Genomic DNA, 23,578 nt, shown 5'->3' on the forward strand with positions numbered 1-23,578 from the left:
GCTGGTGGCGTGAGCCGACGCTCACTTCTTCAGTCAACAGCGGCCTTGCTAAGCGTGCCGTTCGTCGCCGAAGCCACAACCGCCTGGGCACAGGAAAAGCTCGCCGGCGCTGGCGAAGTCGTGGTGTACAGCTATGGCGGCTCCTTTACCGAGGGGGTGCGGCGAAATGTGCTTGATCCGTTCACGAAGGCGACGGGCATCCAGGTCGTAGATGTGGTCGCTGATTTCTGCGAGCCGCAGGTACGAGCGATGAACCGGGCTGGCCGCGTTGATTGGGATACGGCCTTCATCCAGGCACAGAATTATCCGGCCATGCATGAAGTCGGGATGTTTGAGCCGATCGACTACAGCCTGTGGGACGCGGAGTCGCTGGAAGGTGTTGCGAAAACCGATCGCCTCGATGATGCGGTCGTTGTATTTAAAAATGCGACACTGATCGCTTGCGACGAGCGCGCTTTTCCGAAGGGGGGCCCGAAGAGCTGGGCGGATTTCTGGGACGTGAAGACGTTTCCGGGGCCGCGAGGACTCGGTACTGTCCTCGGGAAGCATAACCTGCTGTATGCGCTCCTTGCCGACGGAGTCGCGCCCAAGGATATCTGGCCGCTGACGGATGACAAGGTCGACCGAGCATTGAAGAAGCTCGACGAGATCAGGCCGCATGTGGCGAAGTGGTGGACGGCGGGCGGTGAATCCGCTCAGCTCCTGATCAACCGAGAACTCGTGATGGCCAGCAGCGCCGACGGTCGCATCGTCAGCGCCATCAGGAAGGGGGCGCCCATTCGCATGGTATGGGACGGAGCTTACTACACGCGCAACTACTGGACCGTTCTTAAGGGCGGCCCGAACAGCAAGAACGCGCAAAAGCTGATCGCGTTTGTGAACAGGGCCCAGATCGCCGCTGCCTTCACGCAGGGCACCGGCTACCCCGGGCCGAATACAAATCAGCTCAAGCACCTCCCGGCCGACCTGATCCCCCTGCTCAGCATAAACCCGGACAACTCTACGAAGGTTGTTACTGAAGACGCTGCGTGGCTCGCGGCGAACGGCCCGGACGGCAAGACCAATGCAGATCGTATCCAGGCGCGTTGGATGGCTTGGAAAGCAAGATGATCTCCCTAACTGACGCTGCTCGTCGCGGTCTTCGCAAATTTCGCCCGTTGAGCCTCCGGGATCGGCATCGGCTCTGCTGCCCGGACGGTAAGATTGGCGCGGATCATTTCCAGGAATGGTGGCTGACATGGCGGATGCAATGAACTCGATAGCAATCGAAGGGCGGTCGTCCTTGGGGCCTGCTGCATCGGCCCGGCCCACACTTTGGGCTTGGCTGCTGCTGCCCGGAAGCATCTTCCTTCTGGTGCTTTTTGTGGTACCGCTCGTGGGGCTTCTTTTGCTTGCGCTTGGGATGCCAGACTGGACGATGGCAAATTTCCTGCGTATCGGCGAGAATCCGGCCTACCTCACCGTGTTCCGCAAAACGCTGGAGATCAGCGTTTCGGTAACTGCGCTCGCCTTCCTACTCAGCTATCCCGTCGCCTATGCCCTCGCGACCGGGGGGCCGATCCTGCGTACGATCCTGCTCGTCGCGGTCGTGCTGCCGTATTTCAGCAGCGTGCTGGCGCGGACCTTCGCCTGGATCCTCCTTCTCGGGCGCAATGGCGTCATTAACGGGATGCTGCTCGAACTCGGCTGGGTCTCCCAACCGATCGCCATGCTCTACAACCGCTTCGGCGTGATTATCGGTATGACCCATATCATCATGCCGCTCATGATCCTGCCGATGTACACGGTGATGTCCGGCATCGACCAGGGGCTGCTGCGTGCGGCGAGGGCGAACGGAGCGAGCCCGATCGCCGCCTTCCTGACCGTGTTCCTGCCGCTCAGCCTTCCCGGTGTCATGGCTGGAGTGCTACTGGCCTTTATTTATTGTCTGGGCTTCTACATCACGCCGGCCTTGCTCGGCGGCGTCTCGGATCTCACCATCACGATGGCGATCAGCTCCCAGATCGTGGATCAGCTAAACTGGAATTTCGGCTCAGCCCTCTCAATGGTCCTTCTGGTGGTCGTCCTGGTCATATTGTGGATCGGCTCGCGCTTCTTCCCCATCGACCAGCTTTTGGGGCTCTCCGATCAGAAGGTCGGGTCGGGAAAGGTTGTTCGGCGTCAAATTGGGACCCAGTGGCTGATGCGCGTGGGCTCTGGGGCAAACGCGCTCGACCGGTGGCTGCCTTCGATCGGGGGTCGAGGTATCACGCTCTTGGCAGGCTTCTTGGCGGTACTGCTCCTGCTCCCGGTGCTGATCGTGGCCTATTTGTCGTTCAGCTCTTCGTCTTATTTCGTGTTCCCCGTGCCGGGCTATTCGCTGCGCAACTACGAGGGCTATTTTTCCAATGCGCTGTGGTTGCGCGCAACCTTCGCCAGCGTCCGCGTCGGCCTAATGGCGACCGGCATGGCGACCGTGCTTGGCGGCATGCTTGCTTTCGGCTTATCGCGTGGTCGCATTCGCGGTCGGGGAGTCATGGTGGCGCTCGTACTGTCGCCGATCATCATGCCGACCATTGTCGTCGCGGTGGCGACCTATTTCCTGATGGTGCAAGTGGGGCTTCAGGGCACCGAGTTCGGATTGGCACTTGGTCACGCGGTCCACGCCATCCCCTACGTGGTGGTGATCGTGGTCGCCAATCTGCGCGACCTCAACCCGACATACGAGCGTGCGGCCCGCAGTCTTGGCGCCGACCCTCTGGCCACCTTCCGCACTATCGTAGCGCCCCTTATTATGCCGGCGTTTATTGTGGCCGCCTTCTTCGCCTTCCTGACCTCGTTCGACGACGTCGTGTACGTGCTGTTCCTCGGCATCGGAAGGATCACGACCTTGCCGATGCGTATGTGGGACGGGATTAATCAGGACATAAATCCTACCATAGCCGCCGTAGCGACCATGCAGATGGTATTCGCGGCGCTTGTGATTGTCCTCGGTACCATGCTGGGTCGCCGAAAAAAATAACCTGTCGGCGCGGAACTAGCACGAGCCAGGACAATCAAGTACTCAAGTTACTCTAGGGAGCTGAAATGTTGATGAAAGCCAGCTTGAGCGGCACTGATGTGAAAACCGGAAGCATTGCGCTGCATAATCTGCAAAAGCGCTACGGCAGCGCAACGGCCGTTGACGATGTCAGTCTTTCCATATCGCCCGGAGAGTTCATTTCATTGCTGGGTCCCAGCGGATCAGGAAAGACCACAACGCTGATGATGATCGCCGGGTTCGAGATGCCGGACAGCGGTCGGGTGTTGTTGGACGACAAGGAGATCACACGCCTGCCGGCTCACCGTCGCGAGCTCGGCGTGATTTTCCAGAACTATGCTCTCTTCCCGCACATGACGGTCGCCGAGAACGTTGCGTATCCGCTTCGGATGAGGCGTGTGGCGAAGGCGGAACGCGAAGCGCGCGTGCATCGCGTTCTCGATCAGGTGCACCTCGGCGCTTTGGCCTCGCGCTACCCGCACCAAATGTCCGGCGGTCAGCAGCAGAGAGTGGCGATAGCGCGGGCACTGGCTTTTGATCCGCCTGTTCTCCTTCTGGATGAACCGTTGGGTGCGCTCGACAAGAAGTTGCGCCAGCATCTCAGGAACGAGATCAAGACCCTGCACAAGCAGGTCGGCAAGACGATGATCTACGTCACGCACGATCAGGAAGAGGCGCTCGCCATGTCCGATCGTGTCGCAGTGATGCACGAGGGTCGGATACGACAGGTCTCGGCACCGCAGGACATTTATCGCAGACCGGCCGACTTGTTCGTGGCGGGGTTTGTCGGTGAGGTCAATCTCATCCCCGTCAGCATCAGATCAGGGGTCGTTCAGGGCCCGGCCGGCGACAAATTGCCCGCGGCGCAGTGGCCTGACGCGGACAGGGATGCGACGCTTTGCGTGCGGCCCGAACATTTGCGAATCGAGACTGCGGCCGCGGGGACCTCGGCCGGCATTCAGGGACGCATCGTCGACATGACGTTCGTCGGAGACGCGACGATCTTGGAATTCCAGAGCGAGTCTGGCCTGCGGCTAACGTCCAAGGTGCTCAACATCTCGGCGAAGGCGATGCCGGACGTCGGCGATGCCTGCCTCGCCTCGTGGGCTGCAAACGATGCAACCATCCTGACCCAGTAGCTTGCGGCATAGGCGGCACGCACCTTCAAGAGCGGCCACGATTTGTAACTACATAGCCCTCGCATATCGACAGAGAAAAACATGGCCGGTGAAAATCCCGCGCTAACTATTGTTATCAACCACCCGGACGCCGAAGGATTTGCGCGGCTTATCGGCCAGCGTTTCCCTCAAGTTCGTGCGATCGTCGCGCCTGACTCTGGCCGCCTCGAGCGCCACATAGGGGAGGCGGACGCATTGTTGGCGTTTCGCTTCCCTGTGGAGGTGTTCGAAAAGGCAAAGAAACTGCGTTGGTTTCAGTGCACCGGTGCCGGGGTCGATTCCATGTTCCCGATCCGCGATAAAGCGGGCCATATCACTGTCACCAATGGGCGCGGCATCCATGGCGACATCATTTCTGATTTCGTGATGGCTGGCGTGACGATGCTGCAGTGGGATTTCCGCAGATTCTTGCGGGAGCAGACGGAGCGGAAATGGAATCCCCGCTACGTGGCTCCATTGGCCGACAAGACGCTCGGCGTCGTCGGGCTGGGGTCCATCGGTGCGACCATCGCCCGGCGTGCCAAAGGCGCGGGAATGACGGTCGTCGGATCGAAGCGTGATACGTCCGTTCCCGTCGAAGGCGTGGATAGACTGTTCGCCTCCGATGCGCTTCACGATCTGCTGCCGCTGTGCGATTTCGTGGTGTTGGCCGTGCCTGCGACACCGCAAACCGTGGGTCTCTTTGGTGCAGCCGAGCTTAAACGCATGCGGCGCGATGCCTTTCTGATCAACATTGCCCGGGGCAACGTCGTCGTGGAGGCCGATTTGATCAACGCCCTGCAGGCAGGTAGCATTGCCGGTGCGATGCTCGACGTATTTGAGCGGGAACCGCTGCCGCAGGGCAGTCCTCTGTGGGACATGCCGAACGTGATTGCAACGCCGCATGTGGCAGGAAGTCCGTCAAACTATACAGAGCGGGTGTTCCCGATTTTCGCAGATAACATCGAACGATTCCTGAAGGGGCAGCCGCTCAAGAATGTGGTGGATCTGCGACGCGGATATTGATCTCGACCGTAGGTGCATCGAGAAGAAGCGCGATAAGCAACTCGCCGCGATCGCCGGCCGGCACGTCGGCCGCCCATATGTCTGGGCGCTCGACATGTTAATAGGCGCGCGCTTTGGCTCGCGCGGATCGTGGTCGAGAACCCACCATTGGTGTCGGTCCAGGCGGCCGCCTGCACGAGCTGAAGCCGCCTGAGGTCCAGGTTGGGCGGCGCTTAGCGAGAGCGCGCCGCAAATTCAAATCCCGGAGGATACTTTTCATGTCTGCCCTGCCGCTTTCTGGCCTCAAGATCCTTGACCTCACGCGTGTGCTCGCCGGGCCTTTGTCGGCCCAGATGCTTGGCGATCTCGGCGCCAACGTGATCAAGATCGAGCGGCCCGGCACCGGGGACGATGCGCGCGCCTTCGGCCCGCCCTATCTGACGGACCCCGAGGGCAAGGAGAACAACAACAACTCCTTCTACCTGTGCGCCAACCGCAACAAGAAGTCGGTCACCGTCAACATTGCGAAGCCCGAGGGGCAGGAGATCATCCGCGCGCTTGCCAAGGGTGTCGACGTGTTCATGGAGAACTACAAGGTCGGCGACCTCAAGCGCTACGGGCTCGACTACGAATCCATCAGGAAGATCAATCCCGGCATCATCTATTGCTCGGTCACCGGCTTCGGCCAGACCGGCCCTTACGCGCCGCGCGCCGGTTACGACGCGATCTTCCAGGCCATGGGCGGGCTGATGAGTGTCACCGGCCACATGGACGGCGAGCCGGGCGCGGGGCCGATGAAGGTCGGCCCTTCCATCGTCGATTACATGACCGGCATGAACACCTCGATCGGCATCCTGTCGGCACTCTATCATCGCAAGGTCAATGGCCGGGCGGGCCAGCATGTCGACGTCTGCCTGTTCGACACCGTGATCGCCTCGCTCAGCCATTATCTTCAGATCTATCTCGTCAACGGCAAGAGCCCGCCGCGCCGCGGCACCTGGGGCAATGGCGGCATGCCGGCGGGCGTGTTCCGCTGCGCCGACGGCGAACTGATGCTGGTGGTCGGCAATGACGGCCAGTTTGCGCGCACCTGCGCTGTGCTTGGCGAGCCGGAGCTCGCGAAGAATCCAAAATTCGTCAAGAACAACGATCGCGTCGTCAACGGCAAGGAGATTATGGCGATCTTCGCCGGGCTGTTCTTGAAGGACACGGTCGGGCACTGGCTGCAAAAGCTGGAGGAGGCCGGCGTCCCCTGCGGCCCCGTCAACGATTTCACACAGGTGCCGCATGTGCGCTCGCGTGGCATGGAGGTGAAGGTCGACCATCCCTTCGAGCACTCGCTGTCCTTGATCCGCAATGCGCTGACTTTTTCTGAAACGCCGGTGAAGGAATATCGATATCCCCCGCGATTGGGTGAGCACACTCAAGAGGTCTTGGCCGCAGAGCTCGGGTACGATGAGACGAAGATCATGGAATTGAAGCAAGCAAAAGTTATTTGAACGCGACACTGTATCGTCGCCTTATCCGTGCATCGACGGTCGGCGTCGCGCCGAAGTCAAGAAGTCCAATAAACTCCAGAAGCCGCGGCATATGGGATGGCCCGCTCTGGAGGCATTTTCTCACGACCGAATAAACCATCGCAAATTGACCGGACCGCGCGATGTCGCGCCAGGTGAGCAGCGTACACCGGCTACCGGCTACATGCCTGCTGAAGAGCTCCGGTCAATCGCACGTCCGTTCCAGGCCAAATTGAGAACCGATGAAATGCACCCGATCACATCATTCTGTGCATGGCCATTTCGGTTGCTCGACACCAAAGACTGCTTCATGTCGGCGGTATACGCCTTAATCCTTCGAAAATATGCCATTTTTCGCAGGAATTCATCGGAGATATTTTAATTAATTGCGTAAAACCGATACCGAGAGGTGGTTAGGCTTGCTCAAGGGTCAAGGACAATCGACAGTTTTACTGGGACCAAAGCAAGAAGGCCGATAAATTGGCGCAGGTAAACCTGTCTAAGGTTTGGCATGAAAGGGCAATGTTGCCCGCCACTGGATCTGGTGTCGGTGTCGACACCGAGCGGCTGGAGGCTCGTATGCAGTCACAGAATGCAGACACGCCATCCGCACCTCAAGTCACCGAGCAAGGTCAAGGCTCGTCGACGGCGCTGAGTGGCCATTTTCAACGATCCGGCGTGACTCGCCGAAGCCTCTTGCAGGCCGCCGCTGTCGCAATGAGCCTTCCCGCGATTGCGCGGGCAACCGCTGCGTTTGCGCAGGAGAGACTTGCCGGTCGCGGGGAGGTCGTCGTTTTTTCGTTCGGGGGGTCGTATACGGAAGGGCTGCGCAAGTACGTTTTCGAGCCCTTTACGAAGGCGACTGGCATCTCTGTTATCGATGTGACAGCTGACTTTTCGGAGCCGCAAGTAAGGGCAATGAACCGGGCCGGACGCGTTGATTGGGATACGGCCTTCATCCAGGCATCGAACTACCCTTCGATGCACGAGGCTGGCATGTTTCTGCCCATCGACTACAGTCTGTGGGACGATGAGTCGCTCAAGGGAGTCCCACAAGTCGCTCGCCTTGAGGACGCGGTCGTGTCGATCGGAGTTTCGACGCTGCTGGCTTATGACGAGCGTGCATTCGGGAAAAATGGCCCGAAGAGTTGGGTTGATTTCTGGGACCTCAAGGCCTTCCTCGGTGCGCGCGGCCTTTACGGACCCGTCGCCAAGCACAATCTTGAGTTTGCGCTGCTCGCCGACGGCGTCCCGAAATCCGAAATTTGGCCATTGACCGACGACAAAGTCGACCGGGCCCTCAGGAAGCTCGACCAGATCAAGCCGCACATAGCGAAATGGTGGACGGCCGGTGGTCAGCCGGCCCAGCTGCTCGTTAATCGCGAATACGCCATGACGAGCATCTTCGATGGCCGCGCGATCGCGGCTATCCGCCAAGGAGCGCCTATCCGTATCGTGTGGGACGGCGCTCATGTGAACTACAACTACTGGACAGTGCTCAAGGGTGGTCCGAACAACCAGAACGCGCAGAAATTGATCGCATTCGTGAATCGGGCGCAGATCGCCGCTGGAGCAACCCTGGGCATCGGCTATCCCGGTCCGAATACGAACCAACTCCAGCATTTGCCGCCCGACCTTGTTCCGCTGCTTAGCATCAACAAGGAGAATGCATCCAAGACGGTGCTCGAGGACTCCGCTTGGCTTGCTGCCAAGCGTCCGGACGGCAAGACGAACCTTGATCACATCCAGGAAACCTGGCTAGCGTGGCGGGCGCGGTAATGTCGACAGGAATGAACCGGCGCGCGGATGCGGCCGACCGCAATTTTGCCGGTGTTCTAGCGTGTGCCCATTAGATATCCTGCAAAAGATGCCGGTCTGGCGTTAGCAAACGCGGTCTGGGGAGCCGGCAATTCGGGAATATGCACCGAAAGATTGACTCAGCGCGAGTCACGACCAACCGGCTCCCGCAATCCTTTGCGCGGAGGCCAGAAGTTGTTTTTGGAATTGCGATCTGATTGCTAAAAAGGGTGCGAGAACTATGCTCGGAATTGGAAGCAAGCTACCATCGTTCGAAGTTGTCGGCGTGAAACCCGGATTCCAGCTTCAGGAGGAAAAAGGGCAGAGCGCGTTCGAGATGCTCAACGAAAACAGTTTTCCGGACAAGTGGAAGAGCATCTTCTTCTATCCGAAGGATTTCACCTTCGTCTGCCCGACCGAGATCGCCGAGTTCGCCCGCCTGTCGAAGGATTTTGAAGAGCGCGACGCGGTGGTGCTCGGCGGCTCGACCGACAACGAGTTCTGCAAGCTTGCCTGGCGGCGCGACCACAAGGATCTGCACAAGCTGCCGATCTGGCAATTCGCCGACACCAATGGCTCGCTGGTCGATGGCTTGGGTGCGCTCCCCGGACGGCGTCGCTTATCGCTACACGTTCATCGTCGACCCCGACAACACGATCCAGGACGTCTATGCGACCAATCTCAATGTCGGTCGCGCGCCCAAGGACACGCTGCGCGTGCTCGATGCGCTGCAGACCGACGAACTCTGCCCGTGCAACCGCGAGATCGGCGGCGAAACGCTGAAGGTCGCCTGACGCGACCATGTCGATCGACGAGCTAAAAGGCCGGGTTCCGGACTTCGCCAAGGACGTGAGGCTCAATCTCTCGTCCATGGTGTCTGACGAGACGCTTGCCGAGCAGATCCGGTACGGTCTGTTTCTCGCCTGCGCGGTGGCGACGCGTAATCGGCACGTGATATCGGCGTTTGATGCTCTCGCAGCCGAGAAGCTGACGCCGGCGGCGATCGCAGCCGCCAAGGCGGCGGCCTCCGTGATGGCGATGAACAACATCTACTATCGCTTCGTGCACCTTGCCTCGAACAAGGAGTACGGAACGATGCCGGCGCGGCTGCGCATGAACGTGATCGGCAATCCCGGCGTCGACAAGGCAGATTTCGAATTGTGGTCGCTTGCGGTCTCGGCCATCAACGGCTGCGGCGCCTGCATCGACACGCATGAGAAGGTGCTGCAGGCCGCGGGCGTCGCCACCAGCACTATCCAGACCGCCGTCCGCTTTGCCGCGATCATCCAGTCTGTGGCGATTGCGATCGAGGCCGGCAGCCCCACGCAGTCGATGAGCGGAGTAGAGCCGCCAGGCTTTTGAGATCGATCGGCAACACGAGGGCGCACCAGCTTGCTGTCCCCATCGGCCGATCGACTTCCGGCGAGATCTTCAGCGGAAATTCCATTGAGCATAGAGCTCTTTTGAGCCGCTGCTCGAGGTCTCGGTTTAACTTGTAGGCGTTGCATCGATGTGTCGTGCCGGCTCGATCAAAGACCGGACCGCCTGGGCTGGCCGCTTGATTGCATAAAAAAACTTTTCCATTCTCGCAAGCTGACGCAGAATTTCGCCGATGACAGGCGCTACATTAGCGAATTTAGGATCAATTGGCTCGTTAGTCTTGCTCCCGGGTTGGAGACAAGGCGAACCTGAACAGGGGCGGCTTCTCGTCATCTCCATACGATCCAGACCGGGTTAGCTGCCGGGTCCTGAGCCGGTGGTGATGATCCACTGCACGGCGCTAATCGAACAAAATTGGAGAGGTTCGGATGCCATACTACTCTTTCGACCTTGTGATTGGCGAGGAGTACCAGAACCAAGGCGGTCTCATTCTCGAAAACCTTGAGCTTGCCGCCGATCGAGCAGTCCAGCTTGCGAGCGAACTAACTGTTGTGCGTCCGGAACTGAGGGCCAAAGGCTGTGCGGTTCGGGTCACCAGTGCCGAGAATGCTGAAGTGTATCGCCCGCTGCTCGATCCGATGCCTCATAGATGAGAGGTCCGGATTGAGCACGCACCACTTCGAGAGATCAGGTGCAACAACAGGCTGACGTACAAAGTCACGAACTCCACGCCATAAACGCCGAAGCGCCGCGGTTTCTCACGTGTGAATCGAAACAATGGTCCTAGGTTCTCCAATGAAGCCGCTACCCAAGGTTCTCGCTTTCGACGTGTTCGGCACCGTCGTCGACTGGCATGGGAGCCTCATCCGCGAAATCGACGCGATGGACGTCGGCGTAAACGGTGATGAGTTCGCGTTGGCTTGGCGCGCCGAGTATACCCCCGCAATGCAGCGCGTGATGTCCGGCGAGCTAGGCTGGACCCTGATTGACGACCTGCATCGCATGATCCTCGACGAGCTACTGGTGCGGTTTCGTATCGGGACGCTAAGCGAGGCAGAGAGAAAACACCTGAATCGTGTATGGCACCGCCTTGACCCGTGGCCCGATTCGCTTGCGGGGCTGATGTGGCTGAAGTCACGCTTCACCATCTGCACGCTTTCCAACGGCAACATCGGGCTGCTTACCAATATGGCTAAGCGCGCGGGACTGCCTTGGGACTGCATCCTATCGGCTGAGCTGTTCCGAGCCTACAAGCCCGATCCCGCAACCTATCTCGGTGTGGCCCACGTGTTCGACGTTGAGCCGGCAGAGGTGATGCTCGTAGCGGCTCACCATGACGATCTCGCGGGCGCTCGCGCATGCGGGCTGCAGACCGCGTACATCGAAAGGCCAATGGAGTTCGGCGCCGCGCGACCCAAGGACGTATCGCCGCGTCCAGAAAATGACTGGCACGCCGCAAACATCTTGGCGCTAGCAGAGCAGCTCTCTTCCCAACAATAAGGCCGCCATGAAAGCTGGGAGCCAAGGCTGTAGGCTTAGCTGTGTGGGCGTAACTTCCATTTGCGGACGAGCGACATGAAAATCATCGATGTCAAAACTCACGTTTTGGCAGCTCCCCTCAGCCAACCGCTTGGCGATTCATTTGGCACCACCAGCACCCGATCGGCCTGTTTGGTCGAGATAGAGGCTGACAATGGGCTGATCGGCTGGGGCGAGTGCTTGGGCCCTGCCGAAATCAATGCTGCTACCGTGCGCGCATTCTGCGAATATCGATTGGCGCCGATCCATGCGCGCGATTGAGGCAATCTGGCAGATGCTCTACAACCGGTTCCAAGACAGGGACCAGAAGGGAATCATTGTTGCGGCTTTGAGCGGGGTCGACATTGCGCTTTGGGACATCCGGGGAAAAGCGCAGGGGGTTCCGGTTTACCGCCTCATTATCGGCGGTAGAAAAGCGTCCAGGCGGCTCTATCATAACGTCCCTACGATCACCCACTGGGCGAACTTGGCGCAGATTGAGCTGACAGTGACCACAAATGATTCGCCCGTAGACCGAAGCCAGCTGACCTTTGATCTGGTGGCGCCGCTCCGCCGTTAGCAATTCGCGCCATGAAATCTGGATCCTTGCAGAATTTCTCCGGTGTAGGAGCGGTTTTTGCAGTCTTTGGGCATCAGGCTCGCTTTAGCCTTATCGCTGATCAGCTAAGCCCTACTAAGACACCTACGCCACCACTAATTTGGCGAGAGAATTACCCAACTGCCCGGGTGCGCGCCAACACGGAATTGAGCTCATGACCGTGGCCTTGAACGTCAAGAAGAAGCACATGTCCGATGCCGAATGGCAGACACGCTGCAACCTCGCGGCCCTCTACCACGTCGTCCACCATCTCGGATGGACCGACACGATCAACACCCACATGAGCGCACGGGTGCCCGATGAGCCCGACACCTTTCTGATCAACCGCTACGGCGAAATGTTCGACGAAATCATCGCTTCGAGTCTGATCAAGATGAGGTTAGACGGCAAGGTGATCGGCGAGCCCGGCAAATTCGACCAAAATTACTATGTTGGTGAACGCGGAAAGTTCAATCGCGCCGGCTTTAGCATCCACAGCAGTGTCTACAACGCGCGGCAGGACGCCAACTGCGTGATGCACACCCATACCCGCGCCGGTGCCGGCGTGTCTCTCATGGCGAGGGGCCTGCGCCCGATCAGCCAGGATGCCATGGAAGTGATCGACGACGTCGTCTACCATCACTATGGTATTCCGTTGAGCGATGAGGAGTCCGAGTCGCTCGGCAAGAGCTGCGTCGCCGGGAGCTGTGTCGTGCTGCTCAACCATGGTCTGCTCACGCACGCCCCGACCATCCATGGCGCGCTGCAGCGCCTTTATATGCTTGAGCGCGCCTGTAGCTCGAGCTGATCGCCCGCCAACTCGATGAGCCGCCAGTGATGATGGATGATGTTGTTGTCGCCAGGGCAGCGAAGCGTATGAAGGCGATCCGTGAGACGCCGGACTACGGTCTGCTGGAATGGGAGAGCCTGGTCCGTACGGTCGAGCGGCGGAGCGTCGACTTTCGCCGTTGAGGCGCGGGCTCGCGCGCCCGTAGCTGCATAAGCCGTACCGCAGCAGTAAGTTTCAAGCAGGGAGCCAGCACTGGTAACACTGTCATCGACTGGCACGCCGGCCTCGTCCGAGAGATCCACGCGATGGACTTCGGCGTGACGCTTAAGCGTTCGCATTGCCTTGGCGCGCCTGCTACAACCCGAGATGCCGCCTGCGATATCCGGCGAGCTAGTCTCATGCCAATTGACCGCCTGGGAGAAATGGTCAAGGCGCTGCGACAGGGGCGATGCTCTAGTGTTTGAGCGAGAGCCGCTTCCGAAAGATCGTCCCCTCTGGGACATGCCGAACACCGCATGTGGCGGGAAGCCCGACGAACCAGACGGAGCGCATGTCTCTATCTTCGCAGATAACATCGAACGTTTTTCTAAGATGACAGGCGCTGAAGAATATTGTCGACCTGAAACGCAGATTGTTGTCGAAGAATAACCGATCTCCTCTTTCGCAAACTGTACATGCATGATCGGCCATCACACGAAGCGAGAAATCATGAAAGCACAACCGTCAGCATCCCACTATATCAATGGAGCCTATGTGGAAGATGACCATGGCCAGTCCCTCGAGGTTATCTATCCGGCGACTGGTGAGATCATCGCACATCTCCATTCTGCTACGCCGAATATCGTCGAGCGGGCCATAGGGGCAGCCTGCGCCGCCCAGGAAAAATGGGCAAAGTTGAAGCCTGTGGAACGCGGTCGCATCTTGCGCCGTGCAGCCGACATCTTGCGAGAGCGCCACGCCCAACTCGCCCGTCTGGAAACGCTCGACACGGGTAGGGTGATACAGGAAACGCTCGCCGACCCTGCTGTCGCCGCAAACGCAATGGAATTCTTTGGCGGCGCGGTCGCTTGCTTTTATGGCGATTACGTTGACCTTGGCGGGCCGTTTGGCTACGTGCGGCGTGAACCGCTCGGCGTGTGTGTTGGCATCGGCGCCTGGAACTTTCCAATCCAAATCACGGCGATGAAAGCGGCACCGGCGCTCGCGATGGGCAATGCTATAGTGTTTAAGCCGTCGGAGAACACACCGCTGTCGGCGCTGGCGCTGGCGGAGATCTTTACCGAGGCAGGCCTTCCTGATGGTCTTTTCAATGTCGTGCAGGGCTTCGGAGACGTCGGCGAAGCCCTTGTAAGCCACGAGATGGTGGCAAAGATATCCGTCACCGGCTCGGTGTCGACCGGCCGCAGGGCCTCGGGGTTGGCCGCCTCCAAGTTAAAGCATATCACCATGGAACTCGGCGGGAAGTCGCCGCTCATCGTGTTCGATGACGCCGACGTGAAAAATGCTGTCGCTGGTGCCATGATGGCAAATTTCTATGCCAATGGTCAGGTGTGCTCGAATGGGACGCGCGTCTTTGTACAAGACGGAGTTCGCGAGCGGTTTCTCGAACAGCTGACTGAGCGGACCAAGAAGGTCCGTATCGGCGACCCACTCGATCCCGAAACGCAGATGGGCCCGCTCATCAATAAGGCGCAGCACCGAAAGGTGCTGGGCTATATCGAAACCGGTAAGGCAGAGGGTGCAACGCTCCTTTGCGGCGGGGGCATCCCACGGCTACAAGGATTCGATTGCGGGCTCTTCGTCGAGCCAACCATCTTCGCCGATGCAAAGGACAGTATGACGATCGCGCGGGAGGAAATTTTTGGGCCGGTGATGACTGTGCTTTCTTTCCGACATGAAGACGACGTCATCCGGCGCGCCAACGACACGGAATTCGGGCTGGCCGCCGGCGTGTTCACCTGCGACCTGTCGCGCGCCCACCGAGTGATCGCGGAATTGCAGGCTGGGACGTGTTGGATCAACACCTACAATCGATCGCCCGTCGAACTGCCCTTCGGTGGCCACAAGCAGTCCGGCATCGGCCGCGAAAACGCGCTTGCTGCGCTTTCGCACTATTCACAATTGAAGAGTGTCTATGTCGAGACGGGCAATGTCGTGAATCCGTTCTAATCTACAGGACCACGCCACGGGCGAGCCGCGCCCTTGAACTCGGTCGACATCCTGAAGTGCCACAACAGTGACTCCGCCAAAACGCACCACGGCAGTGCCCGCTCCATCTGCGGCCGCTTCAGGAGCAACTGGCGCCGCGTCCGCCTCGATTGCGCCACTTGACCATGGCTGCGCCGACCCATGGCTGCACAGGCAGCGGACCGCCCATGAGCGCCAGCATCAGCTCGATCGCATGGGCGGCCACCTCTGTGCTCCGTGCAGACGGAGATGCCGCGCCTGCCCAGCCCTCGAGATCGAGGTGCCCTATCCGATGTCTTTGCGCACGACCAACCGGCAGTTCTCAAAGGCTTCGATCGGAGTGGGGAGCGACAGGGGCGCCGAACAGTTGATGACGGCGTTGGCGGACCTGAAGGCGTCGTCAGTTGAGGCCGGACGAGGGGCTGGAAGCTGGTACGGCTTCGGTGTCAGCGATACAGCAGCTCGTGCTACAGCCCGCCGTCCTCAGGCCGGTGCCAATCAACTTAAGACCCAGTTGTGCGCGACCTACTCGCTGGAATAGGTGCTCATTTTTCCGTCGCCTTGATCCGCTCGAAAGCGGCTTTCAGCGACGATCTCTGCGCATCCGTGAGTTGGACGTAAGGTGCGCGGACATAGATTTCCGCCATCCCCATCTCAAGGCCGAGGATGTACTTCTGGGCCGCAGAGTAGCTCGCGTCAGCCGCGGCATCATCGATTGCCTTCTGTGCATCGATCAACTTGGCGATCGCTGCCCTCCAATCGCCTCTTTCGCGATATGCGGTGAAGATATCGGCGCATTTCTTGCTGAAGGCATTGCCCTCGCCGAGAATTGCTCCCATGCCGTTCTCGAGCGCAATTCCAATATTCTTGATTGAGCCGGAGCACATATTGAGGTCCGGAAATGTCCGTACGAACTCGGAGTACCCGACGGGGTCGCCGCTCGAGTCCTTAATGCCGGCGAGATACGGATAATGCTTCAGGTTCTTGAGTAACTCGAAGCTGATAGGCACCCGGCTTGTCTGCGGGTAATGATAGAGGCTAGTCGGAAGCTGGACCGCATCAAACAGCATGGAAAAGTAAGCCGTCAGACCTTCGATCGGCGGTTGGTTGAAATAAAAAGGAGGAATTACGAGCAGGCCATCGGCACCATGGGCCTCGGCGTGGTGGGCCAGGTCGATCGTCTCGGCGATATTTGGCGTCCCTGGCCCGATGATGACGTTCAGTCCGTTCTTGTTGTTCAGCACAGTCTTGGCCACCTGCTTGCGCTCGGCCACCGAGAAGGAGGGAAACTCACCGGTGGTGCCGAGCACCACGATTCCATCGGCTCCGGCCTGCTTGTGCCATTCCATGATGGCGCGCATGGCCCCAGGGTCGAATCGCCCAGCCTTGTCGCAAGGAGTGACTGCCGCCACCCAGTACAAGGCCTTGGTCGTGTTTCCAACTTGGGACGCTGCCATCGATTTGTCGGCACCAGCGCCCGTATCGTCGATCTTCATTTGCAATCTCTCTGCAACCTCTCGAATAGTCCATCTACTGTATTCAGAATAGCGGTTCTTTTCCTGCAAGTAGCGCCCAAATCGTGCGGAAATTCACCGTACTAATTGCGCGCCTTTCGACCCCTTGGAAACAAACGCGCGGTCGGAATTGCAGCTCGCCCGCGATGCACGATCGCATACGTCTCTTGATTTCGCCGGGGCACTGCGGCTGCATCAGCGCGGACTGCGAGAGCAATTAACGTGCTGGCACGCCTCACGGCCGGGTCTCTTGCGCCTGAAGATAACGCTCTCGGAAATGTAAATACGGGACCACCTGAGCAGATCTTTCCGGTTGGTTTCATCGGCGTCCTAGCGGTGACATCCTCAGGCGCCTGGACTGGAGGTGCTGCAGCCTGGGGTTTCCTTCCGTCGACCGCGACAGGCGGCGATGCGAGCCCAGCGAGGCCGTCAAACGCTGCTGGGCCGAAGAACTTGCGTTGCTGCCACACGGCTGAGTTCGGTCGATACGGCACTTTGTGTCGCGCCGCTGCAAGCCCTCGACGCGGTCAAACGAATTCCCGGACAGGACTATCAGGAAGCGCGTACATGAGAGCCTAAGGCTTCACATCGATCCGAGCTCTCTCGTGCTTGCGATGCTCTCGGGCTCCGGTTCAAGCTTCCTCGCCATAGAGAAGCATAGGCTCCGAAAGTTAGAAAACTTCGCATTCGTCACATAGATGCGGAATTTCATCGATTTGCTCGCATTCATTGGTGAAATTCGGCTCAGGCGCTCGGTAATGTTTGGAGTCAAGTTAATCCTAGACCGAAGCCGTGAATGGCTGGTTCGAACCGGGGAGAAGATATGGGTAGCCTGCAAGGTTCGAGGAGGGGCGACTTCGAATCCGAGGAATGGAAGATCCGTTGCGATCTGGCCGCCGCGTACCGCCTAATCTCCCATTTCGGCATAGATGACCTGACCTCAACTCATCTATCCGCGCGCCTGTCTGGCAAGGTGCATCGATTTCTGCTGAATCCGTACGGCATGATGTTTGACGAAGTCACGGCCTCGAGCCTCGTCGTCGTCGACCCCGAGGGGCATGCCATCGAAAAAGATGAAGAGTCCAAAATCAATAACGCGGGCTTCACGATTCATTCCGCCGTGCACATGAGCCGTGATGACGCTCACTGCGTCGTGCATACGCACACTCTGGCCGGCATGGCAGTGGCCGCGCAAGAGCAGGGGCTGCTGCCGTTGAACCAAAAGTCGATGGCCTTCTATGGCGGCACTGCCTATCACGACTTCGAAGGCGTCGCGCTCGATCTCAGTGAGCGCGAACGGCTCGTGCATGATCTAGCCCACAAAGACGTGATGATCCTGAAGCACCACGGTTTGCTGACGGTGGGGCGTACCATCGCCAAAGCCTTCCTCAACATGTACCAGTTGGAGATGTCCTGCCGTCTCCAGATCGCGGCCACACAAGGCGGGCAAAAGATCACTCTGCCGTCCAAGAATATCGCGGCTCACACGGCGGCGCAGATTGGGGATAATGGCTACAACAAGAGTCCACGCACCTGGGCGGCGCTCAAGCGCCGCCTCGATCGCATCAGCCCGGAGTACGCGACCTGATGGTCCGGCGGGCTCAGGCGCTTCAGCCAGTTTTCGAAGGTATGCGCGCCTTCGGCCCTATGAAAGGGGGCGCGCAACAATCTAATTCTGATTTAGCGAGGGAGGAATAAGATGATTAAGCAGAATTTTGGTAATCGTTCATCCTGTGGCGTGAGCCGACGCTCACTCCTTCACTCAGCGGCGGCCTTGTTAAGCGTACCGTTCGTCGCCAAAGCTACGGCCGCCTGGGCTCAGGAAAAGCTTGCCGGCAGCGGCGAGGTCGTGGTTTTCAGCAACGGCGGCTCGCTCACCGAGGGCGCGCGGCGCTATGTCTTTGATCCGTTCACCAGGGCGACCGGAATAAAGGTTGTAGATGTGGTGACTGATGACTCCGAGCCGCAAGTCAGGGCGATGTTCCGCGCAGGCAGAATGGATTGGGACACGGCCTTCGTGCGGGCGCAAAACTATCCGGCAATGCGTGAAGCCGGAATGTTCGAGCCGATCGACTACAATCTCTGGGATGATGAGTCCATCCAGGGTGTGCCGTCATACGCTCGTCGCAAAGACGCAATCGTGGTGATGTCGACGGCGATGGTGCTCGCTTACGATCAACGCGCTTTTCCGAAGGGTGGTCCACAAAACTGGGTGGATTTCTGGAACGTCAAAAAGTTTCCGGGGCTGCGGGGGCTCTACCCCAGCCACGCTAAGTTTAACATCGTGTTCGCGCTTATCGCTGATGGTGTTCCACACAGGGATATCTGGCCGCTCACCGATGATAAGGTCGATCGTGCATTCAGAAAGCTCGACGAGATCAAGCCGCACATTGCCAAGTGGTGGATCGCCGGTGGAGAAGCGCCTCAACTTCTGATTAATCGCGAATACGCGATAAGCAGCGCATACGACGGTCGTATGATCGGCGCGATCGGCGACGGCGCGCCACTCAAGTTTGTCTGGGATGGTGCATATCTGGGCGATTACTGGGCAACGATCCTGAAGGGGGGGCCAAACACGGCAAACGCGCAAAAGCTGTACGCTTTCTTAAACCGTGCGCAGATTGCGGCCGGCTGGACACAGGGGACGCGATCGCCCGGCCCGAATACAAATCAGCTCAAGTACCTGCCACCAGACCTGGCCTCGCAGGTCAACGTAAATCCCGACAACGCATCGAAGGCCGTCAGAGAGGATTCCGTCTGGATCGCGGAGAAACGTTCGGATGGCAAGACCAATGGAGACCATCTCCAAGAGCGTTGGCTCGCATGGCGGGCGCAGTAAACTCGACAGCCCGAACGTCGTGTTGAAGCGATGAGCGCACCCAGCACAGGCCGTCTGGTCGAAATGATTTCGTCCTGATGCCTGGGCTGGGAGAGTTCGTTTATTTCATTTCCGAGTTTGAGCTCGTAACCAAGCAATCTTGTGACGACAAAATGCTTGGAACTGCAAGGCTCTTGCCTTCGTTTGTCCCGTTGCCGTCCCAACACGACTGAGAAAAAGGAGCGCCCGACGTGCTCGATAAGAGCTCCGCGACAAGTGCACCCCGGCCTTCCGTAAGGCCCGCGAACGCAACCATACCGCGGCGCCTTCGCCGCTACCTCTGCCTCGACGATTTCGAACCGGCGGCGCGGCACATTCTGCCAAAGTTCCTCTATGGCTATATTGCTGGCGGCGCCGAGACCGATACCGCGTTGCGCGACAACCGTAAAGCTTTCGACGAATACGGCTTCGTGCCGCGCGTACTCAACGACGTCAGCTGCCGCGATCAGAGTACTACCCTGTTCGGCACAGCCTACGCATCCCCATTTGGGATCGCGCCCATGGGCGCGTCGGCACTGAGCGCTTATCGCGGCGACATCATGCTGGCGCGCGCGGCGAGGGCGACCGGTGTGCCGATGATCCTCTCGGCGTGGTCGCTCATCACACTCGAGAATGTACGCCGCGCGAACGACGGTGCCTGGTACCAAGCCTATATCGCCGGCGATGAGGCGCGCATCGTGCCGATGGTGGACCGCGCCGCTGCCGCCGGCTACGATACCTTCGTAGTCACCGCCGACGTGCCGGTGGCACCGAACCGCGAAAACAATATCCGCAATGGGTTCCAGTTGCCGCTCGCCATCCGGCCACGTGTGCTCTGGGACACAATCAGCCATCCCAATTGGCTGTTGAACGTCTGGGCGCGCACCGTGGCTAATTACGGTATACCCCACATAGAGAATATGGAGGCCACTCGCGGACCGCCGGTGCTGTCGAAGAACCTCATGCGCGATGTCGACCGCCGCGACCAGCTCACCTGGAAACATGTCGAGCTGATCCGCCGTCGCTGGAAGGGCAAGCTCGTGGTCAAGGGTTTGGTCTCGCCGCAAGACGCGCGAATCGCGCGGGAATGCGGCGTCGACGGCGTGATGCTTTCCAACCATGGCGGTCGCCAGCTCGACTGCGCTGTTTCGGCGCTGCGCACCCTGCCGGAGATCGCAGAAATAGCCAACGGAATGGCTGTGATACTCGACGGCGGAATCCGCCGTGGCACCGACGTGATTAAAGCGCTCGCGCTCGGCGCGCATTTCGTCTTCGTCGGCCGTCCTTTCCTCTATGCCGCGGTCGCCGAGGGCCAAGCCGGCGTCGAGCGGGCAATCGCGCTATTGCAGGCCGAAGTTGATCGCGACCTCGCGCTGCTCGGTATCCGCAAACTTTCGGAGATCACACCCGACCTTGTGCGTAAGCTCTAGTCGGATGCGTTTAAACATATCGCGCTATTCCATGCAGATCGGAATGATAATGAAAAACATGCTCGCCAATTAATTGGAAACCCAACGAAATGGCTCTATGCCTTCAGGCGGGTCGAGCGGAGGGGGACGATGCGACTGAGGGAGGCGGAGACGACAGGGAAGGCGATCTGTTTCGCGCCAGGCTGGATCAGATCATCAATTTAAGACATGAGCTGGTGCAGCTCGGCGGCAAGATCGATTGGGACTAGATCGACCGCGAGATCGCGCGCTGTAGAGCGAGAAGGGTCGGCCCCGGATTGAGAGCCGTTTCGCCGTCGGGCTGCTGCTGCTCAAGCATATCTACGGCCGGTCCGACGAGGAAGTCTGCGAACGCTGGGTCTACAATCCATATTTCCAGCACTTCACCGGTGAGGGGTTTTTCCAGGACGAGTTCCCGCACGTGCGTTCCGACCTCAGCCGCTGGGGCAAGCCGCCTGAGCTCGCGTTTGATCCTTCGGAAGACTCCACGTTTTTGGCTCGATATGAATACGCGTCGTGGGTTTTCCGGTTTCTGGCTGCAGCCATTGAGCCCCTTAATCGCCGCATGGACGAGCTTGGCATTGGTCGTGACGGCCTTAGGCTACAGGGTGGTGTCCACCGTCACCCGTTTGAGATCGCGCGCGCAGCGCGCCGGTCTCGTGGGCCGCTCAGCCATTGAGGCCGTGATCGAGACCGACTGCCCACCTCGACCGCTGCTATCTCAAGGGTCGTGAGGACGATGCGGCCAACGTCGTCATAACCGCCATCGACCATAGTCTTCGCCTCGTCCTCGCCTGACTGGGGCTTCTGTTGCGCCTCATTCTGAGCGTCCTGCCGCGACTACTCGCTGCCCCGACCGCTCTCAAATGGGCTTCTTAACGGACGACTCGAGTACTGTCGCCGGAACGTGAATGGCTCGTTCGTCATCATTATCGAGCAATTTACCACCGCTCGCAACAAGTTGGGGAACGAAATAGCCGAGGCCAGTCCGAGGCGGCAATTCATCGAGCGCTGAAGTCGCCCAATGTTCTAACGCCAGGGCAGAGCCCACAGCTCCTTGCTGCAGATTTTCTCGGCAAGATCACGACTGATCGCGTCGAGCAGCTTCTCCCCCTTCTCGCGCGAGGCGGCACTCGGATAACCGTACACACCGGTGGAGGATTGGCTCGCGAGACTGCGCCAGCGATAGACGCCTTTGCCGACAAGGTCGGCGACATCGGGCGTGCGATTGGCTTCGGCGAGGCGGATGCGGTCCTCTGCCACGAGTTCAGGCCGCAACGCCATACACATCGACGTCTCCGCCTCGCATGCGTGCCAAAGATTGGCCTGCCGCTCGAGCAGCGCGGCAATCGACTTCTCCGCCGCATACCAATAGGTGAAATGCACGATCGGCACCTCCAGCTTGGGGCTGAGCTCGTCGGCGCAGACCCGCAGCGCATTCTCGTTGCCACCATGCCCGTTGAGCAGGACGATTCTTCGGAAGCCATGCCGAACCACAGACTCGCAGACGCAGCGGATTGTGTTGAAGAAGGTCTGGAAATCGAGCGTGATCGTGCCGCCGAACGACATGTGATGCTCGGAGAGGCCGGTCCACATCATCGGCAGGACAACGACTTTCTCGATCGCTGCGGCCAAGCGCGCCGTGCGCAACGCGACCGTCTCGCCGAGTAGGCTGTCGATCTCGACCGGCAGGTGCGGCCCGTGCTGCTCGAGCGAGCCCACCGGGACGATGACGATCGCGTCCTCCTTCGCGCGTTCACGCAACTGGTCAGCTCGCAGCCGCCGCCATTCGATTTCCATCTCATCCCCTCCTGTTGCGCGCCGCTACGATGTAAAACGATCGCCTACTCATCCGAGTGCCGCGCCTTGGCGAATCATCCGAATTTTCTATTCCTGCGCTTCGATGTTATGCATAAGTTTTCTCCTTTTCGGATCGAGTAACTCTGCACTCGCGCACTTCTTACCGGGGATCTAAAGCCGAAAATCCCTTGTTTGCCCCTGCCTAACGCTTAAATACTGCACGGCGTTGCCTCCGATTTTGCAAATTCTCTGGGCCGTGGAAATGTCTCGGATCGGTGAACTGTTGAACTCGCCGAGCACGTCACGCAACCGTAAGTTGGTTGGTCAGACCTCGCCTGTTACCTTTTCGCATTGTCGCGACCCACTCAGGAGACCAGACGCGACGTTATACGGTAGAGTTCGGCGGTATCGTAGGCGCATCCAGCGTGATCCGACGAATCGCCGGTGGCACTATCGGGAGAGGGGCGCATAAGATGGCGGCAATCTCCGGATGAGCGGAGCGCAATCGCGCGATGCAGGCAGGGACATCGTGATTGTCGCTAATCACAATTCTTGCTGCTCGGCGGGGTATCGATGGCTACTGGCGTTCGCTGGCGACGCGGGTGGGCCCGCTGGAGCTGATGGTGCCGCAAGACTGGACAGGGCGATTCTCGACGGAGCTATTCGAGCGCTACCAGCGCTTGGAAGATGCTCGTCGGGACGTTAGCGGAGCTGTACGTGCAAGCCGTCTCGACGCGTACGATCAAGGCGATGACGAGGAGCTGTGCGGGCACGGCTACTCTGCTTCATCGATCGGTACGATCGCGGAGATGCTGGATGAGGCGCTGCGGGTCTCTGCCGAGCGGCCGTGGAAAAGGTGGTTCCTTGTCTCGTGCTCGACGCCCGCTACGAGAGGATCCCCAAGACCGGGGTAATCGCCACCCAGGCCGGTGCTGATCGCGATCGACCTGGACGCGGAGAGTGGAGGCAGATTCTCGCCATCGAGCGCCAG

Annotated in this window: 20 protein-coding genes and 2 pseudogenes; 20 read left to right on the top strand and 2 right to left on the bottom strand. The window is 59.3% G+C overall.

Going from position 1 to position 23,578, the window contains the following annotated elements:
• The 15 genes and pseudogenes from KIP88_RS39165 to betB all read left to right on the top strand — a co-directional run.
• A partial coding sequence (locus tag KIP88_RS39165) for an ABC transporter substrate-binding protein (protein ID WP_214493492.1) occupies positions 1 to 1,110 on the top strand: 1,110 nt, incomplete at its 5' end.
• A gap of 127 nt (positions 1,111 to 1,237) precedes the next feature.
• Positions 1,238 to 3,001: an ABC transporter permease subunit gene (locus KIP88_RS39170; RefSeq protein ID WP_214493493.1), complete on the top strand. Its 1,764-nt coding sequence runs from the start codon at positions 1,238 to 1,240 to the stop codon at positions 2,999 to 3,001.
• Positions 3,002 to 3,066: 65 nt separating this feature from the next.
• Positions 3,067 to 4,158, top strand: coding sequence for an ABC transporter ATP-binding protein (locus KIP88_RS39175; protein ID WP_249791362.1), 1,092 nt, complete (start codon positions 3,067 to 3,069; stop codon positions 4,156 to 4,158).
• A gap of 81 nt (positions 4,159 to 4,239) precedes the next feature.
• Entirely contained in the window at positions 4,240 to 5,202 is a 963-nt protein-coding gene (locus tag KIP88_RS39180; RefSeq protein WP_214493494.1) for a D-2-hydroxyacid dehydrogenase, read from the top strand.
• A gap of 257 nt (positions 5,203 to 5,459) precedes the next feature.
• Positions 5,460 to 6,680: a CaiB/BaiF CoA-transferase family protein gene (locus KIP88_RS39185; RefSeq protein WP_214493495.1), complete on the top strand. Its 1,221-nt coding sequence runs from the start codon at positions 5,460 to 5,462 to the stop codon at positions 6,678 to 6,680.
• 540 nt (positions 6,681 to 7,220) lie between these two features.
• Entirely contained in the window at positions 7,221 to 8,477 is a 1,257-nt protein-coding gene (locus tag KIP88_RS39190; protein WP_214493496.1) for an ABC transporter substrate-binding protein, read from the top strand.
• Between the two features lie 259 nt (positions 8,478 to 8,736).
• Positions 8,737 to 9,289 (top strand): annotated as a pseudogene (locus tag KIP88_RS39195) (peroxiredoxin).
• A 7-nt stretch (positions 9,290 to 9,296) separates the two neighbouring features.
• Positions 9,297 to 9,857, top strand: a complete 561-nt coding sequence (locus KIP88_RS39200; protein WP_214493497.1) for a carboxymuconolactone decarboxylase family protein — start codon at positions 9,297 to 9,299, stop codon at positions 9,855 to 9,857.
• A gap of 446 nt (positions 9,858 to 10,303) precedes the next feature.
• Positions 10,304 to 10,528, top strand: coding sequence for a hypothetical protein (locus KIP88_RS39205; protein WP_214493498.1), 225 nt, complete (start codon positions 10,304 to 10,306; stop codon positions 10,526 to 10,528).
• A 142-nt stretch (positions 10,529 to 10,670) separates the two neighbouring features.
• Positions 10,671 to 11,375: a haloacid dehalogenase type II gene (locus KIP88_RS39210; protein ID WP_214493499.1), complete on the top strand. Its 705-nt coding sequence runs from the start codon at positions 10,671 to 10,673 to the stop codon at positions 11,373 to 11,375.
• Between the two features lie 75 nt (positions 11,376 to 11,450).
• The gene (locus KIP88_RS47965) at positions 11,451 to 11,675 is read left to right on the top strand and encodes a hypothetical protein (protein WP_214493500.1); all 225 of its coding nucleotides are present in this window, start codon (positions 11,451 to 11,453) and stop codon (positions 11,673 to 11,675) included.
• Positions 11,662 to 11,973 carry a hypothetical protein gene (locus KIP88_RS47970; RefSeq protein WP_214493501.1) on the top strand — a complete coding sequence of 104 codons (312 nt, stop codon included), beginning with the start codon at positions 11,662 to 11,664 and terminating at the stop codon, positions 11,971 to 11,973. The genes KIP88_RS47965 and KIP88_RS47970 overlap by 14 nt, the downstream gene beginning before the upstream one ends.
• A gap of 226 nt (positions 11,974 to 12,199) precedes the next feature.
• Positions 12,200 to 12,799: a class II aldolase/adducin family protein gene (locus KIP88_RS39225; RefSeq protein WP_214493502.1), complete on the top strand. Its 600-nt coding sequence runs from the start codon at positions 12,200 to 12,202 to the stop codon at positions 12,797 to 12,799.
• Positions 12,800 to 12,828: 29 nt separating this feature from the next.
• Positions 12,829 to 12,963, top strand: coding sequence for a hypothetical protein (locus KIP88_RS47975; protein ID WP_283848568.1), 135 nt, complete (start codon positions 12,829 to 12,831; stop codon positions 12,961 to 12,963).
• Positions 12,964 to 13,489: 526 nt separating this feature from the next.
• Positions 13,490 to 14,950, top strand: coding sequence for a betaine-aldehyde dehydrogenase (gene betB, locus KIP88_RS39230; protein WP_214493503.1), 1,461 nt, complete (start codon positions 13,490 to 13,492; stop codon positions 14,948 to 14,950).
• Positions 14,951 to 15,513: 563 nt separating this feature from the next.
• On the opposite strand, the gene KIP88_RS39235 is transcribed toward betB, so the two are convergent.
• Positions 15,514 to 16,464 (bottom strand): dihydrodipicolinate synthase family protein, encoded by a 951-nt coding sequence (locus tag KIP88_RS39235; RefSeq protein ID WP_214493504.1) that lies wholly within the window; start codon positions 16,462 to 16,464, stop codon positions 15,514 to 15,516.
• A gap of 841 nt (positions 16,465 to 17,305) precedes the next feature.
• Between KIP88_RS39235 and KIP88_RS39240 the strand changes: the two genes are divergently transcribed.
• The 4 genes and pseudogenes from KIP88_RS39240 to KIP88_RS39255 form a co-directional block, all read left to right on the top strand.
• Positions 17,306 to 18,070 carry a class II aldolase/adducin family protein gene (locus KIP88_RS39240; protein ID WP_214493505.1) on the top strand — a complete coding sequence of 255 codons (765 nt, stop codon included), beginning with the start codon at positions 17,306 to 17,308 and terminating at the stop codon, positions 18,068 to 18,070.
• 111 nt (positions 18,071 to 18,181) lie between these two features.
• Entirely contained in the window at positions 18,182 to 19,321 is a 1,140-nt protein-coding gene (locus KIP88_RS39245; protein WP_214493506.1) for an ABC transporter substrate-binding protein, read from the top strand.
• 293 nt (positions 19,322 to 19,614) lie between these two features.
• Positions 19,615 to 20,769, top strand: a complete 1,155-nt coding sequence (locus KIP88_RS39250) for an alpha-hydroxy acid oxidase (protein WP_214493523.1) — start codon at positions 19,615 to 19,617, stop codon at positions 20,767 to 20,769.
• A gap of 129 nt (positions 20,770 to 20,898) precedes the next feature.
• Positions 20,899 to 21,238: pseudogene (locus tag KIP88_RS39255) on the top strand (transposase); the annotation flags it as partial.
• A 578-nt stretch (positions 21,239 to 21,816) separates the two neighbouring features.
• On the opposite strand, the gene KIP88_RS39260 reads toward KIP88_RS39255, so the two are convergent.
• Positions 21,817 to 22,587 carry a creatininase family protein gene (locus tag KIP88_RS39260; RefSeq protein WP_214493507.1) on the bottom strand — a complete coding sequence of 257 codons (771 nt, stop codon included), beginning with the start codon at positions 22,585 to 22,587 and terminating at the stop codon, positions 21,817 to 21,819.
• A gap of 533 nt (positions 22,588 to 23,120) precedes the next feature.
• Here KIP88_RS39260 and KIP88_RS39265 point away from each other — a divergent pair.
• Entirely contained in the window at positions 23,121 to 23,501 is a 381-nt protein-coding gene (locus KIP88_RS39265) for a transposase (RefSeq protein ID WP_214493508.1), read from the top strand.
• Positions 23,502 to 23,578 lie beyond the last annotated feature (77 nt).

It is taken from the genome of Bradyrhizobium sp. SRL28 (assembly GCF_018596315.1).
Taxonomy (GTDB): domain Bacteria; phylum Pseudomonadota; class Alphaproteobacteria; order Rhizobiales; family Xanthobacteraceae; genus Bradyrhizobium.

Bases quoted from the DNA above. Each gene is read 5' to 3' on its own strand.
- KIP88_RS39170 (WP_214493493.1), top strand. From the start codon at position 1,238: ATGGCGGATGCAATGAACTCGATAGCAATCGAAGGGCGGTCGTCCTTG.
- KIP88_RS39175 (WP_249791362.1), top strand. From the start codon at position 3,067: ATGTTGATGAAAGCCAGCTTGAGCGGCACTGATGTGAAAACCGGAAGC.
- KIP88_RS39180 (WP_214493494.1), top strand. From the start codon at position 4,240: ATGGCCGGTGAAAATCCCGCGCTAACTATTGTTATCAACCACCCGGAC.
- KIP88_RS39185 (WP_214493495.1), top strand. From the start codon at position 5,460: ATGTCTGCCCTGCCGCTTTCTGGCCTCAAGATCCTTGACCTCACGCGT.
- KIP88_RS39190 (WP_214493496.1), top strand. From the start codon at position 7,221: ATGTTGCCCGCCACTGGATCTGGTGTCGGTGTCGACACCGAGCGGCTG.
- KIP88_RS39200 (WP_214493497.1), top strand. From the start codon at position 9,297: ATGTCGATCGACGAGCTAAAAGGCCGGGTTCCGGACTTCGCCAAGGAC.
- KIP88_RS39205 (WP_214493498.1), top strand. From the start codon at position 10,304: ATGCCATACTACTCTTTCGACCTTGTGATTGGCGAGGAGTACCAGAAC.
- KIP88_RS39210 (WP_214493499.1), top strand. From the start codon at position 10,671: ATGAAGCCGCTACCCAAGGTTCTCGCTTTCGACGTGTTCGGCACCGTC.
- KIP88_RS47965 (WP_214493500.1), top strand. From the start codon at position 11,451: ATGAAAATCATCGATGTCAAAACTCACGTTTTGGCAGCTCCCCTCAGC.
- KIP88_RS47970 (WP_214493501.1), top strand. From the start codon at position 11,662: ATGCGCGCGATTGAGGCAATCTGGCAGATGCTCTACAACCGGTTCCAA.
- KIP88_RS39225 (WP_214493502.1), top strand. From the start codon at position 12,200: ATGTCCGATGCCGAATGGCAGACACGCTGCAACCTCGCGGCCCTCTAC.
- KIP88_RS47975 (WP_283848568.1), top strand. From the start codon at position 12,829: ATGATGGATGATGTTGTTGTCGCCAGGGCAGCGAAGCGTATGAAGGCG.
- betB (WP_214493503.1), top strand. From the start codon at position 13,490: ATGAAAGCACAACCGTCAGCATCCCACTATATCAATGGAGCCTATGTG.
- KIP88_RS39235 (WP_214493504.1), bottom strand. From the start codon at position 16,464: ATGAAGATCGACGATACGGGCGCTGGTGCCGACAAATCGATGGCAGCG.
- KIP88_RS39240 (WP_214493505.1), top strand. From the start codon at position 17,306: ATGGGTAGCCTGCAAGGTTCGAGGAGGGGCGACTTCGAATCCGAGGAA.
- KIP88_RS39245 (WP_214493506.1), top strand. From the start codon at position 18,182: ATGATTAAGCAGAATTTTGGTAATCGTTCATCCTGTGGCGTGAGCCGA.
- KIP88_RS39260 (WP_214493507.1), bottom strand. From the start codon at position 22,587: ATGGAAATCGAATGGCGGCGGCTGCGAGCTGACCAGTTGCGTGAACGC.